A 16755-nucleotide genomic window follows, 5' to 3' on the forward strand; every position below is an offset into this window, starting at 1 on the left:
CGGGGCCCTCCTCAGGGTTTGTCGGTGCCGACGATCCACATCGCGAAGAACTGGGCGCCGCCGCCGTAGGCGTGTCCGAGCGCGCGGCGCGCGCCGTCGACCTGGTGCTCCCCCGCCATCCCCCGCACCTGGAGCGCCGCCTCGGCGAAGCGGATGAGCCCCGACGCGCCGATGGGATTGGAGGACAGCACGCCGCCCGAGGCGTTCCACGGGATGTCCCCGTCGAGGGCGGTGGCGCCCGACTCGGTCAGCTTCCAGCCCTCGCCCTCGGCGGCGAATCCGAGGTTCTCCAGCCACATCGGCTCGTACCAGGAGAAGGGCACGTAGATTTCGGCGACGTCGAGGTCCCTTCGCGGGTCGGCGATGCCGGCCTGGCGGTAGACGTCGGCCGCGCAGTCCTTGCCGCCCTGCGGGTTCACGGTGTCGCGGCCCGCCCTGAAGATGGGCTCGGAGCGCATCGCCGTACCGTGGACCCACGCCGGCCTGCCGGTGACCGCCTGCTCCGAGGAGAGCACCACCGCGCACGCGCCGTCGGAGGACGGGCAGGTCTCCAGGTAGCGGATGGGCTCCCACAGCATCGGCGTGGACTCGACCATCTCGCGGCTGATCCCGGGGATCCGCAGGTGGGCGTAGGGGTTCTTGAGGGCGTTCTGCCTGTCCTTGACGGCGACGAGCGTGCCGATGTGGTCGGGCGCGCCCGTCCTGCGCATGTACTCCCTGATGTGGGGGGCGAAGTAGCCGCCCGCGCCCACCACCAGCGAGGCGTTGAACGGCAGGTGGGTCGACAGGGCCCAGGTGGCGTTCGACTCCGACTGCTTCTCGAACGCCACGACGAGGACCCGCTCGTGCACCCCCGCCTGGATGAGCGAGGCGCCCACCAGCGCGGTGGACCCGCCGACGCTGCCGGCGGTGTGGACGCGCATCATCGGCTTGCCCGCGGCGCCGAGGGCGTCGGCCAGGTAGGACTCCGGCATCATCACGCCCTCGAACAGGTCGGGGGCCTTGCCGATGACGACCGCGTCGATGTCCTTGAACGTCAGCCCCGCGTCCTCCAGCGCCCTGAGCGCGGCCTCGCGCACGAGCCCCGCGATGGAGACGTCCATGCGCTTGGTGGTGTAGTGCGTCTGCCCGACGCCGATCACCGCGCACCGGTTGCCCATCATGCCTCCAGTACGGTGACGAGGTTGTGCTGCAGGCACGGACCACTGGCGGCGTGCCCCACGGTACGGCGGGCGGCTCCGTCGAGGATGCGTTGAGCGGCCTCGCCGATCCTGATGAGCCCGGTGGCCATGACGGGGTTGGCGGCCAGCGCCCCGCCGCTCGGGTTGATCACCACGTCGTCGGGGAGCTCCAGCGCCTGGCGCAGGATGAGCTCCTCGTGGCTGAAGGAGGCGTGCAGCTCGGCCACGTCGACGCGAGCCTTGCCGACCCCCGCCGCACGTGCGGCCTCGGCGGCGGAGGCCGACACGGCCAGCTCCCGCATACCCAGGTAGTGGGGCTCTATGCGATGCGCGATGCCGCTGATGTAGGCGGGGTTGGTGGTGATGCGCCTGGCCAGGTCGCCCGCCGCGAGCACCACCGCGGCCGCTCCGTCGGTGATCGGCGCGATGTCCCACTCCTTCAGCGGCTCCACCACGGACGCGCCCTGCTCCAGCGGCAGGTCGAAGGTGTAGGGGTTGTTCCTGCCGTCCTGGCGGCTGCGCATGGCCACGGCGTCGAGCGCCTCCCTCGGCGCGCCGAGCGCGCCGGCCTGGAGCGCGGCGAAGGAGAGCTGGTCCAGGCCCAGCGGCTCCAGGTAGTAGGGGTCGAGCTGCAGCGTCATGATCGTGCGCAGGTCGCCGAGCGACGACTTGCCGAACCCGTAGACCAGGGCGGTGTCGACGTCGCCGTGCTGCAGACGCACCCACGCCTCGTAGAGCGCCCACGCCGCGTCCATCTCCACGTGCGACTCGGAGATCGGCGGCCAGGCGCCCAGCGCGTCGAGGGCGGAGACGAACGAGAACGGCGCGCCTGCCAGGTAGTCGCAGGAGCCCGAGCAGGTGAAGCCGAAGGTGGAAAGGCCCGACTGCTCCTTGACCGCCCTGATGACGGGCGCGATCAGCTCGGGCTCGGACAGACCTGTGTCGTGCGCGGTGTGCTCGGTCTGGGCGAAGGCGACGATGGCTACCTCGCGCATCACAGCTCCACGTCCGGCTCGCCCGTGGGGGTGAACCATCTGATGTTCGTCATCGAGAGCGTTCTCTCCTCGGCAGGGACCCACTCGGCGCGCACCCGCATGCCCTGCCGTACCTGGTGCGCGGGCACCCCGCCCACCAGGGCGATCAGCGGGATGTCGGCTCCGTCGAGCAGGATGTAGGCGGAGACGAAGGGCACCTCGGGGGCGCGGGGATCGGGCAGGTTGTTGATCGCGAAGGTGGTGACGGTGCCGGTGTCGGGCAGCGTGACCTCCCCTGCGATCGGGTTGCCGCACTCGGGACACGTCAGGCGGTAGGGGACGTAGACCTTCTCGCAGGTGGCGCAGCGGCAGCCGATGAGGACCCCGTCGCGCACGCCCTCGAGGAAGCGGGTCAGCGAGGGGCTGGCCGTCAGCCTGTACCGGGTGCTGACCGGCGAGACGATCTTCGTCACCTCGGGGGCGAAGTGCGAGATGTCGGTGATGTGGCCGCGGCGCTCGGCCCTCCACACGGGACGGACCCTGGTGCCCGGCGGCAGGGCCTTGGGGCTGCCCGCGTCGACGGCGTGGACCAGGGCGGTGTCGGCGCCGTCGAGCCTGATCAGCGCCCAGGCGAAGGGGCGGTCGAGGGGGTGGTTCTCGCGTGGCTCGTGGACCCAGGCCGACGCGGTGACCGTACCCGCCGGCCCCACCTCGACCCACTCGTCGGTCACGGGCTCGCCCGTCGCCGGGTCGTACTCCAGCGGCGGCACCAGCGTCCTTCCCTCGGCGGTGCGCACGCCCATGAGCCGCCCGTCGCGCAGCTCGGTCAGGAAGCGGCCGATGACAGGCCCTGTCGTCCTGGTGTAGCCGCCGGGGAACTCCAGCACATGATCTGCGGTCAGCGGGTCAGATGGCACGGTCGCGGCCCTCCCAGTACGGCGCGCGCAGCTTGCGTTTGAGCAGCTTGCCGTTCGGCTCCCGCGGCATCTCCTCGATGAAGTCGATCGACTTCGGCCATTTCATCCTGGCCAGCCGTCCCTCCAGCGAGGTAAGGATCTCCGCGGCCAGCTCGGGGCCGGGGGTCGCGCCCTGCGCGGGCTCGACCACGGCCTTGATCTGCTCGCCCCACTCCTCGTCGGGGATGCCGAACACGGCCACGTCCGCCACCTTGGGGTGGATCATGATCTCGTTCTCGATCTCGGCGGGATAGATGTTCGTCCCGCCGGAGATGATCAGGTCGGCCTTGCGGTCGCACAGGAAGAGGAAGCCGTCCTCGTCGAGGTAGCCGATGTCGCCGACGGTGAAGTGGTCCTTGAGACGGCCCGCCGCGGTCTTGGCGGGATCTCCCTTGTACTCGAAGGCGACGCCCATCATCTTCATGTAGATCGTGCCCGGGGTGCCGGTCGGCACGGGTTCGCCGTCGTCGTCCACGATCAGCAGCTCGCTGATCGGCCAGGCGGTGCCGACCGTGCCGGGGTGCTTCTTCCAGCCGTCGGGCGTGGCGATGGTGCCGCCGCCCTCGGTGGCCGCGTAGTACTCGTAGATGCAGTCGCCCCACCACTCGAACATCGCCCATTTCACCGGTACGGGACAGGGCGCGGCGGCGTGGATCATCCACCGGAGCGACGACAGGTCGTACTTCGAGCGGGTCTCCTCCGGCAGGGACAGCAGGCGTTTGAAATGCGTCGGCACGAGGTGCGAGTTGGTGATGCGATAACGCTCACACAGGCGCAGCGTCTCCTCGGCGTCCCACTTGTCCATGTAGACGAGCGTGTGTCCCATGTGCAGCGCGGTGCCGCCGAACTGGGTCACCGCGGTGTGGTAGTTCGGCGAGGTGACCAGGTGGGCGTTGGGCCTGCCGGGCGTGATGCCGAACAGGGACAGCAGGAAGGTCATCAGCTCGGCGCCGTCGTCGGGATCGAGGCCCGACAGCTTGCGCCTGACGCCCTTCGGCTTGCCGGTGGTGCCGGAGGTGTAGTGCATGGTGGCGCCCGCCGTACGATCCTGCGGGGCGGTGGAGGGGCGGCCCTCGGTCAGCTCCTCCACCGGGCGGAAGCCCGGGAGGTCACCGAAGGAGAAGGACCCGCCTTCGACCAGCGGCTCGGCGTCGGAGAAGCGGGAGTGCGCGAAGAAGGCCTTCGCCTCGCTGTCGGCCACGATGTAGGCGATCTCGGGCGCGGCCAGGTGCCAGTTGATCGGCGTGTAGTACCAGCCCGCCTGCAGGGCCGCGAGGTAGAGGACCAGGCCGTCCACACCGTTGGGCACCAGGCCGCAGATGCCGTCGCCCGGCCGCAGGCCGAGCTCGCGCAGACCGTGGACGAGCTGGTTGGCCCTGGCGAGCAGATCGCCCGCGCGGTGTTCTGTGCCGTCGGGGTCGACCGCGGCGATCCACTCGGGATCGGCCTGCGCCAGCCTCCAGAAACCGAGCGTGCCCATGGGGACTCCTCGCAGCAGGCAAACGAGAACCTGTTCTCGTTTGTAGCGGCAGACTAACCCGGCCAGGTCTCCCTAGCAAGCGCTTGATTTAAGTCACATAGGTCACCACTTTGAGGCATTTGATCTCTTTGGTATGGAATTGGCAAAGTCTGAGCTTTGTGTCTGCTTTGTGGTTCTTTGACCATTTGGGTACGAGATGATGTTCGACGCGAGACGGCGTGTTTCCCGAGCCGGGCATCTCCTGGACCCCGCGCCGTCTCGGTGATTGGGAGATCATGCGCTTCAACACGTCCCTCGCGGTGGCAGGCGCCCTCAGCCTCGCCGTACTCACCGCAGGCCCCGTGCTCGCGGAGCCCGTCGCGGAGAGCGGCGCGGCCCCGACCGCGGTGGCCACCACCCCGGCCCCCGCCGCCACCAAGGCGCCCGAGCCCACCAAGGATCCGGCGGCCAAGGCCCCTGAGACCAAGGCACCCGAGACCAAGGCGCCCGAGGCCAAGCAGACGCAGGCTCCGGCGGCGAAGAAGAGCGCCCAGCCGGTCAAGAAGGTCACGAAGGCCGCCAAGGAGCAGGCGGCCGAGCCCGCGATCACCGGCGTGACCCTCTCGTCCGCGACGGTGACCGCCGGCCAGGCCTACGAGGTCACCGTCACCACCAGCGCGGTGGCCGACGGCAAACGCGTCCATGTCCAGGGCTTCGGTGACCCCAAGGTCGCCCTGACCAAGGACGGCAAGGCCGTCGTCCCGCTCGTCGCCCCCAGCGACGCCACGCCCGGCGCGAAGACGCTGAAGGTCAGCGTCGAGGGTGTCGCCACGCACTCCAGCGCGACCGTCACCGTGGTCGAGGCCGCCAAGCCCGCGATCGTCGACGCCGTCGTCAGCCCCGGCCTCGTCGCCCCCGGCGGGAACTACACCGTCGCGGTCTCCACCAAGGACGTCGCCGACGGCAAGCGCGTCCACGTCCAAGGCCTCGGCGACCCCAAGGTCGCCTACGTCAAGGACGGCAAGGCGACGGTCGCCCTCACCGCCCCCGCCGACGCCGCCCCCGGCGTCTCGACGCTGACCATCAGCGTCGAGGGCGTGGAGACGCAGCTCAAGCGGACCATCGAGGTCGGGCAGACGATCCCCTCCACGGCCTCCGTCACCGTGACCCCTGGCACGGTCCACGCGGGCGACAAGGTCGGTGTGCGGGTCCGCAGCAGCGAGCCGCGCGCCACCGACGCCCGCGTCACCTCGCCGGCCTTCTCCGGCAAGCACGCCTTCACCCTCGCCAAGGGCCAGGGCGAGATCACCGCCGCCACCTCGAACGACCTCAAGCCGGGCCAGTACCCGGTCACGGTCGAGATCATCCTGGGCGAGCGCGTCATCGCCACGGCGCAGACCACGCTCACCGTCGCGGCCAAGCCCGTCACCCCCACGCCGATCGTGAGCGTGGACCTGCAGCTCACCCCCGGCAAGGTGCGCGTCGGCGGCTCCTACCTCGCCGGCGTCCACACCGACAACGTCAAGCCGGGCACCCCGGTCGTCATCACCACCCCCGACGGCAAGAAGCACACCGTCGAGGTGGACGACTTCGGTGACGCCGTCACCCGCCTCCACGTGCCCAAGGACGCCAAGCCCGGCGCCTACGAGGTCGTCGCCACGCTGCCGGGCGGACAGTCCAGCACCGCGTCGCTGACCGTCACCCAGGACGTCGTGCCCGGCGCCGACCTCTACCTGAAGCTCAGCCCCGGCACGGTGTACGCCGGCGGCGACTTCACCGCGTTCGTCGCCAGCGACAGCGCCAAGCCCGGCACCGAGGTCGTCATCGCCGACCCCGGCGGCAAGGCCGTCACCACCAAGATCAACGCGCACGGCGTCGCGGCCGTCCGCTTCCACGTGTCCTCCGGCACCAAGGCGGGCGCGTACGTCTTCAGCGCCGACATGGAGCGCGCCAAGAAGGTGTACGCCACGCTGACCGTCAAGAAGCGCGTGGTCGCCCAGGCCGACGGCCTCACGCCGCGCGGTGGCGCCGAGACCGGCGGCGGCCGCGTCGCCGCCCAGGTCGGCGGGGGTACCGGCGGCTTCGGCGGCGTCGCCGTCGGCGGGCTGCTGATGGCCGCGGGCGCGGGGGCCGCCTTCCTCGGCCGTCGCAGGCGCGACCAGGTCTGATCCACCTTCCGAAGGGGCACGGCCCGTGGGCCGTGCCCCTCGTCGGACGTTAGGGGGCAACGTGAGCACCAGAAACACCCTGGCCATGGGCGCGGCGGCGATCCTGCTGTTCAGCGGCGGCCTGGCCGTCGCGGGGGCGCTGCGCGGCGAGCCCGCGCCCGCGCACGCGCGGACGGCCGACACGCAGGCCGGCACCGGCATCACGGGGGGCGAGTTCGCGCCCGAGCGGCCCGTCTTCTCCCAGGCCGCCGTCGCGCTGCCGAAGTCGGAGCCGGTCGCCCTGTCGATCCCGAAGATCGGCCTCAAGGAGGCGCCGATCGAGCCCGTCGGGCTCAACGCCGACCAGACCGTCGAGGTGCCGCCACTGAGCGAGCCCGGCCTCGTCGGCTGGTACGAGCACCGTCCCACGCCTGGAGAGAAGGGCCCCTCGGTGCTGCTGGGCCACGTCGACGGGTACGGCAAGCCCGCGGTCTTCCACAAGGCCCACACGCTGAGGCCCGGCGACACGCTCTCGGTCAGACGGAAGGACGGCTCGGTCGCCACGTTCACGGTCGACGCGCTGGAGCAGGCCGACAAGGACGCCTTCCCGACGGAGAAGGTCTACGGCCCGACAGACTCGGCCGAACTGCGCCTGGTGACCTGCGGCGGCGCCTTCGACGCCGCGACGGGCCACTACGAGGACAACATCATCGTCTACGCCCATCTGACCGGCTGACCCCTCCACGCCGCCGAGCCCCACCCGGAGCACGGCTGCGCGCCAGACACCCTTCGCGGCAGCGCGGTGCGGTCCGGCGGGGGGCGCCGCCCGATGGGAATCCGGCGGGGCGTCACCGCCCGCGGTGTCAGGGGAGGCACTTCCCCCATGGCCCCTCCTCCTGAGAAGATCTCGCTAACAAGCGCTTGGTTCTTCACGCGGAGGCCTCATGGACGTCCTGCCGATCAGCACCCCCCACTGCCGCGTCGAGCGTGACGGCCACGTCGTGATCGTCACCATGGACCGGCAGGAGGCCAGGAACGCCCTCTCCTCCGACATGCTCGTCGGCCTGGCCTCCGCATGGGCCTACGTCTCCGAGCAGCCCGAGGTCCGCGTGGCCATCCTGACCGGCGCGGGAGGCACCTTCTGCGCGGGCGCCGATCTGAAGGCCATGGGCACGCCCTCCACCGACCCCGAGGTCCAGGCCAGGGCGGCCGCCATCGCCAACTTCCACTGGAAGGGCCTGCTGCGCGAGGACCTGCCCACCAAGCCGATCATCTGCGCCGTCGAGGGCTACGCGGTGGCAGGCGGCACCGAGTTGCTCGTCGGCACCGACCTGCGCGTGGTGGGCGAGTCGGCCACCCTCGGGCTGTTCGAGGCCAAGCGGGCGCTGTTCCCCATGGGCGGCAGCGCGATCAGGCTCCCCCGGCAGATCCCCTACTGCCATGCCATGGATCTGCTCCTCACGGGGCGGTCGGTCACCGCTGCGGAGGCGCTGGCGATGGGGCTGGTGAACAGGGTCGTCCCCGACGGGCAGGCGCTGGCGGTGGCGCGCGAGCTCGCCGACGACGTCGCGGCCTCGGGGCCGCTGGCCGTACAGGCGATCCTGCGCACCTACCGCGACACCCTCGGACTGGCCGAGCCGGAGGCGCTCAAGGTCTCCGACGAGTACGGCTGGCCGGTGATCGGCTCCGAGGACGCCAAGGAGGGGGCGAGGGCCTTCAAGGAGAAGCGCCCCGCCCACTACCAGGGCCGCTGATGGCGTAGCCCTGCCGTGCGTTCGACTACGCGGACAGGAGAAGAGAGGCCGACGAGTTCATCGGGACCGGGAACGCGTGCGGATACCGATCCACGAAAACCAGAAGCGCATGCGTAACGCATGATAGCTTGCCGATGTGGCGGAGAATCTGCAGATCAGAAACGTTCCGGAAGAGCTCCACGCGACCATCGCCGCGAGAGCTCGCAGCCAGGGGTTGACGATTTCCCAGTATCTCCTGCGCCGCATCGCTCAGATCGAGGGCAAGCCCGAGATCGGCGACGTGCTCGATGCGCACTGGGAGAAGACCAAAGGGCAGAAGCGAGCCAGGCGAGGCACTGCGGCGAGCCTGCTCGAAGAGGATCGGGATCGCTGATCCATGCTGGTCATCGATGCCTCAGCCATGGTCGAGGCCCTGACGTCGGACCCCGCCGACATCCCGGACCTGATCTCGAGACTGCGTGGCGCCGAGTGGATGAGCGCCCCCTTTCTCATCGACTACGAAGTCCACAACGTGTTGCGAAAGATGACCTTCCGCGGCGACATCTCGGAGGAACTCGCGGAAGAGTCGCGGCATGCCTTCAGGAACCTCCGTATCTCCCGCCACGCCATGACCGAGGACATGGCCAACCGCGTGTGGGAGCTGCGAAAGAACGCGTCAGCCTATGACGCCTCCTATGTCGCACTCGCCGAGACCCTCGGGGTTCCCCTGATCACCACGGAGCGGCGGCTCGCCGAAGGACTCAAGGGGCTGGCCTCGATCGATATCGAAAGCTACGCCTGAGCTCACGACTCGGTGATGCCGCCCAGGCGGCCGACGGCCTCGATGTACTCCTCGACCATCTCGAACACCACGTCACGAGCGCTCTTGACCTGGTTCATCGTCCCGATGATCTGACCTGCGGGGAAGGTCGCCAGCTCGGCGGCGTCCGAGCGCCCGATGCGCCGCAGCGCGTCGGAGACCAGCATGAACTGCAGCGGCATCGGCAGCGTGCCTGGCGAGTTCGCGGCCTCCCAGGCGTCGGTCCACTCGTTCCTGAGCAGGCGGGCAGGCTTGCCCGTCCAGCTGCGCGAGCGGACGGTGTCGCGGGAGGTCGCCGCCAGGATGCGCGACTTGGCCAGCTCGGGGGTGTCGGCCTCCTCGACCGTCAGCCAGATCGAGCCCGTCCACACCCCTTCGGCGCCCAGGGCCATGCCCGCCGCCATCTGCCTGCCGCCGCCGATGCCGCCCGCCGCCAGAACCGGCACGTCGACGGCGTCCACGACCTGCGGGATCAGCACCATCGTGGAGATCTCGCCGGTGTGCCCTCCCGCCTCGGTGCCCTGGGCGACGACCACGTCCACGCCGACCTCGACCTGCTTGACGGCATGGCGGGGGGTCGAGGCCAGCGCGGCCACCTTGACCCCCTTGGCGTGCGCCAGCTCGACGACGTCGGCGGGCGGCGGGCCCAGGGCGTTGGCCAGCAGCGCGATGGGGTGCCGCAGCGCCACCTCGACCTGCGGCCTGGCGGTGGCGTCCGTCCAGCCGAGCAGGACCTTGCCGGGGTCGGCGTCCTCGGACAGCGGTGGCACGCCGTGCCCTGCGAGCAGGTCCTCGACGAACTGCCTGTGGCCCTCGGGGATCATCCCCTGCAGGCGCGAGACCAGCTCCTCCGGTGCGAAGTCGGCCCCCTCGTAGGAGGCGGGCATGACCACGTCGACGCCGTACGGCTTGCCGTCCACGTGGTCGTCGATCCACTTGAGCTCCATCTCGAGCTCTTCAGGGGTGAAGTAGAGGGCGCCGAGCACGCCCATCCCTCCGGCGCGGCTGACGGCCGCGACGACGTCCCTGCAGTGGCTGAAGGCGAAGATCGGTAACTCGATGCCGAACATGTCGGTCACTCGTGTCCGCATGGCCATGACGATACGATCGCACCCGGCAAAACTGCAACGTGTTCTACTCTAGAACCTTCTGTCGGTCGGGCGGTCTAGGGTTCCACCGCATGGAAGTCACGACCAAGGTCTTCGTCACCTACCACCAGATGCTGGTGGCCGTGCCTGGCGCGGATCACCCGGGGTCGGTTCCGAACGGGCTGACGGCCTCGATCCCGGAAGCGGCGGTGATCCACACCGGGCTTCACACGGGAGAGGTCGAGGTCACAGTCCGTCTCACCGCCGGGCCTCCGGCTCCCGTCGACGGGTGGGAAGAGGAGGCGGAGGTCGATCTGGTCACCTCGACAGGGGACATCCACCTGTCGGGCCTGATGGAGGGCGCCTCTGATGGTCCTACCAGGCCGGTTCTCACTCCACAGGGCCCCGGCTGCTATCGGATGCGCGTGCACGCCCGGGGCAGGGCGAGCGGCTCCGGGGAGGTGTACCTCATCGTCGTGTGGCCGGTCGAGCTCGGCGCCGACGCGGTCGCACGCCACCGACCCGAGCCGCTGCCTCGGTCCAAGACCGACGAGATCCGCGAATGGGCCAGGAAGCGCGGGTTGCCGCTCAGCGAACGGGGCCGGATATCCGGCGGGCCGGACCTCCGCGGGGAAGGCCCGGCCCGATGACGATGCGTTACTTGCCGGGCTCGGGGTCCCTGGGCAGGCCGAGCATGCGCTCGCCGATGATGTTGAGCTGCACCTCCGTCGTCCCGCCGTAGATGGTCATCGCCCTGGTCGCCAGCACCGCCCTGTTCCAGTAGCCGGCGTCGCCCAGCTTCATGTCGGCCGCCACCACGGCGGAGGCGCCGAGCAGGTCCACCGCCGTCTCCGACACGTGCTGGGCGTGCGAGGTCGACAGCAGCTTGCGCACCGAGGCGTCCGCTCCCGGCTCGGCCCCCGCCAGCTGCTTGAGCGTCACCCGCAGCGACAGCGCGTTGATCGAGTGGCCCTCGCAGACGACCGCGGCCACGGCCTGCTCCTCGGCGGGGGTGAGCGGCCTGCCCAGCCTCGACACCAGCCCGAGCAGGTCGGGCACGGAGGCGCCGGTGCCGCCTGAGCCGGACGACAACGACACGCGCTCGTTCGACAGCGTGTTGCGCGCGACCTTCCAGCCGTCGCCCACCTGCCCGACGACCAGCGAGTCAGGCACGAAGACGTCGTCGAGGAAGACCTCGTTGAACAGGTTCTCGCCGGTCATCTCGGTCAGCGGCCTGACCGTCACCCCTGGCGACTTCATGTCGACGAGGAAGTAGGTGATGCCCTCGTGCTTGGAGCCTGCCGAGGAGTTGCGCGCGATGCAGATGCCCCACTCGGCGACGTGCGCGACGGAGGTCCAGATCTTCTGGCCCGACAGGGTCCAGCCGCCCTCGACCCGCGAGGCCTTCATCTGCAGCGAGGCCAGGTCGGAGCCCGCGCCCGGCTCGGAGAACAGCTGGCACCAGATCGTCTCGCCGCTGAGCGTCTTGGGCAGGAAGCGTTCCTGCTGCTCGCGCGTGCCGTAGGCGACGACGGAGGGCACCACCCAGGCGCCGATGATCATGTTGGGCAGCTTCACGCCCGCGGCCTTGAGCTCCTGCTGGATGAGCACCTGCTCCAGCGGGCCCGCGTCACGACCCCACGGCCTGGGCAGGTGTGACATCACGAAGCCGCGGTCGGCGAGGGCCCGCTTCTGCTCGACCCCCGACAGCTGGGCGATCTCGGCGATCTCGGCGGCGATCGAGGAGCGCAGCTCGGCGGCCGAGTCGGGCAGGTCGATCTCCATCGGCCGCTGCACGCCCGCGAGAGCGTGGGCCGCGACACGCGCCGCCCACGAGGACGACGAGCCGAGCAGCGCCCTGAGGGTGAGCGCGCGGCGGTAGTAGAGGTGCGCGTCGTGCTCGTAGGTGTAGCCGATGCCGCCGAAGGTCTGGATGGCGTCCTTGGCGCACTGCACGGCGGCGTCGGGCGCCATCACGCCGGCGATCGCCGCGGCGTAGGCCAGCTCGTCGCCCGAGGCCCTGGTGGCGTCCCACACCGTGGCCCGCGCCTGCTCCAGCGCCACGAGCATGCGCGACAGCTTGTGCTTGATGCCCTGGAACTGCCCGATCGGCCGCCCGAACTGCACGCGCACCTTGGCGTAGTCGGAGGCGGCCCGCACGCACCAGGCCGCCACGCCCGCCGCCTCGGCGCCCAGGATGATCGCCGCGATGCTCGGTACGTCGACCTCGCCGAGGATTCTGTCCTCGGGTACGGCCACCGCCTCGAGCGTCACCCTGGCCACGGCCCTGGTGAGGTCGAGCGATTTGATCTCCTCGATCCGGACCTGCGAGGCGTCGACGGCCACCCAGGTGTCACCGAAGCGCAGGACGAGCACGTCGGCCATCGCCCCGCCGAGCACCTGCTCAGCCGTACCGGAGAGGACGAACGAGTCGCCCGTCAGCTCGGCCGACAGGGCGACGGCGGCGGTCAGCGAGCCGTCGGCGAGCCCTGGGAGCAGCTCGGCGCGCGCCTTGTCGGAGCCGGAGGCGGCGATGACCGCACTGGCCAGCACCGTGGGGACGAACGGGCCCGGAGCCATGCGCTCGGCCAGCGCCTCGATCGCGACGGCCGCCTCCAGCAGGCCGTACCCCGAGCCGCCGAACTCCTCTGGCAGGTGCAGACCCAGCAGGCCCTGCTCGGCCAGCCCCAGCCAGAACGGCGGACGCCCGCTCTCGAAGGAGCGCACGACCTCCGCGGAGACGTTGCGCTCCGCCCATCCCGCCACCGACTCGCGGAGCGCCTCGTGCTCCTCGCTCAACCCGATCGCCATCACATGCCTCCTATGGTTTCCCAGAACCATATTCTAGAGGATGCTTCTATGACGAACGTAGCCCCTTCACCAGAGAGTTCAGGTCGCGCCAGTGGCCCTTGCCGCTCTCGGGGATGGTGGCCAGCAGCATCGCGGGCTTCGCCTTGCCCGCGTCGACCACCGCGGCCAGCGCCTGCGAGGACTGCCGCCTGCCGCCGAAGGTGTAGTCGACCTTGAACCCGACGATCCAGCCCTTGCCCACGGCGAGCTTCTGCGAGCCCGTCCAGGTGACCGTGGCGCCCTCGGGGTGCTGGCTGCGCAGCGACCATCTGGCCGCCCTGACGGCCAGGTCGCGGTAGTCGGCGAGCGAGGACGGCTTGTCGGCCGCGACCGGCAGGGGCGCGGAGGCGACCATGGTGTGCGGGAGCGCGACCTTGCCGGCCCGCTGGGCGATCGCGAAGGGCGGGAACGACTTGGCCGTCCACGGCTTGCCGAGCCGGGGATAGGTGATGCCGGTGCGCCTGTCCACGATCTTGCCGACCACCTTGGAGGCCTTGCCCGGCATCGCGGGGAAGGCCAGGCTCTCGGGCGCGGGCGTGAGCACCACCTCGTCGGCGGCCGAGCTGGGCGCGGGCGCGGCGGGCGCGGAGAGATCGGCCCGCTGCGGCTCGGCGGCGTCCGGCTGGTCGCCGGAGAACACCGCGAAGATCAGGACGACCGCCAGCACGGTGACGACCACGGCGGCGATGAGATAGACGAGCTTGATCGGCACGTCTCCCACGCTCGCGGTCAGCCTGCCGACCAGGCCCCTTCGCGGCGGTGCGGGCGGCGGGCGGAACGGTCCCGCCGTCGGCGGCATGGGCACCCGCATCGTCTGGTCTGCGGAGGAGGAGACCTCGACCCGCTGGAAGGGGGTGGTCGGCGCGTCGTAGGAGGGTTGGTACGGCTCCTGTCCCTGGTTGTGCGCCATGGCCTCGAGGCTACGTGATTCGTGCTCTTCCTTGGACAGAATGTCATTCTGTATGGTCGCCCGCATGAGGGGCTTCTACGAGATCGCCGCAGCCGAACCGGACCGTCCCGCCGTGCTCGGGCAGGTCGGCCTCACCTACGGCGAGCTGCTCGCCCGCGCCAACAGGCTCTCGCACGCGTTGGTCGAGCGTGGGGCAGGACAGGGCGACGCGGTGGTCACCGTGTTGCCCAACGGCCCGGAGGCGCTGGCCATGATGCTCGCGACCTACCAGATCGGCGCCTACCACGTCCCGGTCAACTGGCACTTCACCGAGGAGGAGATCGCCTACATCGTGGGCGACTGCGGCGCGAAGGTCGTCATCGACTCCCCCATGCCGGTGGACGGCCTGCCCTCCGGCCCGCCGCCGCACCGGCGCGCCGGCTCGATGATGCTCTACACCTCGGGCACCACAGGCAGGCCGAAGGGTGTACGGCGGCGCCTGCTCGACCTGCCGCCCGAGGAGCTCTACCCCATCCTGATGCGCAAGAGCTGGAGGCACTTCGGGCTGCCCTTCGGCGGGGTGCACCTGGTGTGCTCGCAGCTCTACCACTCCGCCCCCTACGGCCAGGCGATGATGGCGCTCAACCTCGGTCACGCGATCATCGCCCCTGAGAGGTTCGACGCCGTCGGCACGCTGGAGCTGATCGAGCGCCACCGGGTGACGAACGCCTTCATGGTGCCGACGATGTTCCACCGGCTGCTGGCCGTACCCGATCGGGAGCGCTACGACCTGTCGTCGCTCACCCACCTCTTTCACGGCGCCGCGCCGTGCCCTCCCGCCACCAAGCAGGCGATGATCGACTGGCTGGGGCCCGTGCTGTGGGAGTACTACGGCTCGACGGAGGCGGCCGTGGCCACCATGGTCTCCTCGCAGGAGTGGCTGGCCAAACCGGGCACGGTGGGGCGGGCGCTGGACGGCATGTCCTTCACGATCATCGCCGACGACGGCACGGAGGCTCCTCCAGGCGAGCCGGGACTGGTCTACATCGGCGGCATCAACCGCTTCGAGTACCACGGCGACCCAGGCAAGACGGCATCGGCGATGCGCGGACGCGACTACACCCCCGGCGACATCGGCTACCTCGACGAGGACGGCTACCTGTTCCTGCTCGACCGCAGGACCGACCTGATCATCTCGGGCGGGGTCAACATCTATCCCGCCGAGATCGAGGCCGTCCTGCTGGAGCATCCCGCCGTCGCCGACGTGGCGGTGATCGGCGTGCCCGACGAGGAGTGGGGGCACAGGATCGTGGCGCTGGTGCAGCCCTCCGAGGGCTTCAGCCCCGGTGACGAGCTGACCGCCGACCTGTTGCGGCACTGCGCGCCCCGGCTGGCCAAGCTGAAGCACCCGAGGGTCGTGGAATACCGCGCACAGCTGCCGCGCACGCCCACAGGCAAGCTGAGCAGGCGGGATGTCAGGGATCGGTATCTTTCCGGCTGACGTGGGAAGAAACCGCGCATGAGGATGATCGTCGCGAGCGCCGCGGCCGCAGTTCTGCTCATCTCCGGCTGCTCGGGCTCCATCTCCAGGGCGACCCCGCCGGCTTCGACCCCGGCGCCCTCCCCGGCCTCCTCCTCACCGGCGTCCGCGTCGTCCCCGCACGCGCTGGAGGCCGAGTACGAGAAGGTCATCCAGGAGGTGCTGCCGTCGATCGTCCAGATCAACACCAAGGTCGGGCTCGGCTCGGGCATCGTCTACGACTCGGCAGGACACATCGTGACCAACGCCCACGTGGTGGGCGAGGCGACCGAGATGGAGGTCACGCTCGCCACCGGCGGCACCGCGCGCCCCGCCAGGCTGGTCGCCTCCTTCCCCGCGGGCGACCTCGCGGTGATCAAGGTCAGCGACCCCAACGGCCTCGCGCCCGCCAGGTTCGGCGACTCCGCCAAGCTCAGGGTCGGTCAGATCGTGCTGGCGATGGGCAACCCGCTCGGGCTGTCGGGCAGTGTCACCAACGGCATCGTCTCGGCGCTGGGCCGTACGGTGAGCGAGCCCCAGGGCGGCGGCTCGCCCGGCGCGACCATCGCCAACGCCATCCAGACCTCCGCCGCCATCAACCCCGGCAACAGCGGGGGCGCGCTGGTCGACCTGTCGGGGCAGGTGATCGGCATCCCGACCCTCGCCGCCACCGACCCGCAGCTCGGCGGAGGGGCGGCGCCCGGCATCGGCTTCGCCATCCCGAGCAACACCGCCACCGACATCGCCGCCCAGATCATCAAGGACGGGAAGGTGACCAACTCCCGCAGGGCGGCGCTCGGCATCGTCGGCCGCACGGTGATCGGGCCCGAGGGCTCTCCCGTCGGCGTCGGCGTCGTCAGCGTCAGCAGGGGTGGTGGAGCGGCCCAGGCCGGCATCGCGGCGGGCGACGTGATCGTCTCGGTGAACGGCACGGACACCCCGACCATGTCGGCGCTGTCGGAGATCCTGGCCGCCCAGAAGCCAGGCGGCCAGGCCAAGGTCGAGGTGGTCAAGCCGGACGGCTCCACCGGCACGGTCACGGTCACGCTGGGCGAACTCGACAGCTAGGCCTCAGGAGACGGGCACGTCGGCGAAGACGCCCAGATCGCCAGGAGACGGCCACGTCGGTGAAGACGGCT

General features: G+C 70.5%; 15 protein-coding genes. 8 read left to right on the forward strand and 7 right to left on the reverse strand.

What is annotated here, in order from left to right:
• Positions 1 to 11: 11 nt before the first annotated feature.
• From FHR33_RS19715 to FHR33_RS19730, 4 genes are read right to left on the reverse strand one after another with little or no spacing between them, the layout of a single operon-like run.
• Entirely contained in the window at positions 12 to 1160 is a 1149-nt protein-coding gene (locus tag FHR33_RS19715; protein WP_183660185.1) for a thiolase family protein, read from the reverse strand.
• Positions 1160 to 2176: a thiolase family protein gene (locus FHR33_RS19720; RefSeq protein ID WP_183649774.1), complete on the reverse strand. Its 1017-nt coding sequence runs from the start codon at positions 2174 to 2176 to the stop codon at positions 1160 to 1162. Before FHR33_RS19720 ends, FHR33_RS19715 begins: the two co-directional genes overlap by 1 nt.
• A complete protein-coding gene (locus tag FHR33_RS19725) occupies positions 2176 to 3072 on the reverse strand; it encodes a Zn-ribbon domain-containing OB-fold protein (protein ID WP_312895624.1) in 897 nt (298 codons plus the stop codon). The genes FHR33_RS19720 and FHR33_RS19725 overlap by 1 nt, the downstream gene beginning before the upstream one ends.
• Positions 3062 to 4591, reverse strand: a complete 1530-nt coding sequence (locus FHR33_RS19730; RefSeq protein WP_183649776.1) for an acyl-CoA synthetase — start codon at positions 4589 to 4591, stop codon at positions 3062 to 3064. Before FHR33_RS19730 ends, FHR33_RS19725 begins: the two co-directional genes overlap by 11 nt.
• 275 nt (positions 4592 to 4866) lie before the next feature.
• On the opposite strand from FHR33_RS19730, the gene FHR33_RS19735 reads away from it, so the two are divergent.
• The 5 genes from FHR33_RS19735 (at position 4867) to FHR33_RS19755 (ending at position 9252) form a co-directional block, all read left to right on the forward strand.
• The gene (locus tag FHR33_RS19735; RefSeq protein WP_183649779.1) at positions 4867 to 6738 is read left to right on the forward strand and encodes a COG1361 family protein; all 1872 of its coding nucleotides are present in this window, start codon (positions 4867 to 4869) and stop codon (positions 6736 to 6738) included.
• A gap of 61 nt (positions 6739 to 6799) precedes the next feature.
• Positions 6800 to 7453, forward strand: a complete 654-nt coding sequence (locus tag FHR33_RS19740; protein ID WP_183649781.1) for a class F sortase — start codon at positions 6800 to 6802, stop codon at positions 7451 to 7453.
• Between the two features lie 208 nt (positions 7454 to 7661).
• Positions 7662 to 8471, forward strand: coding sequence for a crotonase/enoyl-CoA hydratase family protein (locus tag FHR33_RS19745; RefSeq protein ID WP_183649784.1), 810 nt, complete (start codon positions 7662 to 7664; stop codon positions 8469 to 8471).
• Positions 8472 to 8607: 136 nt separating this feature from the next.
• Positions 8608 to 8844 carry a hypothetical protein gene (locus FHR33_RS19750; protein ID WP_183649787.1) on the forward strand — a complete coding sequence of 79 codons (237 nt, stop codon included), beginning with the start codon at positions 8608 to 8610 and terminating at the stop codon, positions 8842 to 8844.
• A 3-nt stretch (positions 8845 to 8847) separates the two neighbouring features.
• Positions 8848 to 9252 (forward strand): type II toxin-antitoxin system VapC family toxin, encoded by a 405-nt coding sequence (locus FHR33_RS19755; protein ID WP_183649790.1) that lies wholly within the window; start codon positions 8848 to 8850, stop codon positions 9250 to 9252.
• Between the two features lie 2 nt (positions 9253 to 9254).
• On the opposite strand, the gene FHR33_RS19760 is transcribed toward FHR33_RS19755, so the two are convergent.
• Entirely contained in the window at positions 9255 to 10361 is a 1107-nt protein-coding gene (locus tag FHR33_RS19760) for an NAD(P)H-dependent flavin oxidoreductase (protein ID WP_183649792.1), read from the reverse strand.
• 89 nt (positions 10362 to 10450) lie between these two features.
• On the opposite strand from FHR33_RS19760, the gene FHR33_RS19765 reads away from it, so the two are divergent.
• Entirely contained in the window at positions 10451 to 11008 is a 558-nt protein-coding gene (locus FHR33_RS19765; protein ID WP_183649795.1) for an Lsr2 family DNA-binding protein, read from the forward strand.
• A gap of 7 nt (positions 11009 to 11015) precedes the next feature.
• On the opposite strand, the gene FHR33_RS19770 is transcribed toward FHR33_RS19765, so the two are convergent.
• Both FHR33_RS19770 and FHR33_RS19775 read right to left on the reverse strand, forming a co-directional pair.
• Complete coding sequence (locus FHR33_RS19770; RefSeq protein ID WP_183649798.1) at positions 11016 to 13169, reverse strand: acyl-CoA dehydrogenase family protein; 2154 nt, start codon at positions 13167 to 13169, stop codon at positions 11016 to 11018.
• A gap of 46 nt (positions 13170 to 13215) precedes the next feature.
• The gene (locus tag FHR33_RS19775) at positions 13216 to 14118 is read right to left on the reverse strand and encodes a hypothetical protein (protein ID WP_183649799.1); all 903 of its coding nucleotides are present in this window, start codon (positions 14116 to 14118) and stop codon (positions 13216 to 13218) included.
• Positions 14119 to 14182: 64 nt separating this feature from the next.
• Here FHR33_RS19775 and FHR33_RS19780 point away from each other — a divergent pair, with 64 nt between their 5' ends.
• Together FHR33_RS19780 and FHR33_RS19785 are read left to right on the forward strand one after the other, a co-directional pair.
• On the forward strand, positions 14183 to 15598 hold the full coding sequence (locus tag FHR33_RS19780) for an AMP-binding protein (protein ID WP_183649801.1): 1416 nt from the start codon (positions 14183 to 14185) through the stop codon (positions 15596 to 15598).
• Positions 15599 to 15616: 18 nt separating this feature from the next.
• Positions 15617 to 16684 (forward strand): S1C family serine protease, encoded by a 1068-nt coding sequence (locus tag FHR33_RS19785; RefSeq protein WP_183649803.1) that lies wholly within the window; start codon positions 15617 to 15619, stop codon positions 16682 to 16684.
• Positions 16685 to 16755 lie beyond the last annotated feature (71 nt).

Source organism: Nonomuraea dietziae, assembly GCF_014195505.1.
Lineage (GTDB): Bacteria > Actinomycetota > Actinomycetes > Streptosporangiales > Streptosporangiaceae > Nonomuraea > Nonomuraea roseola.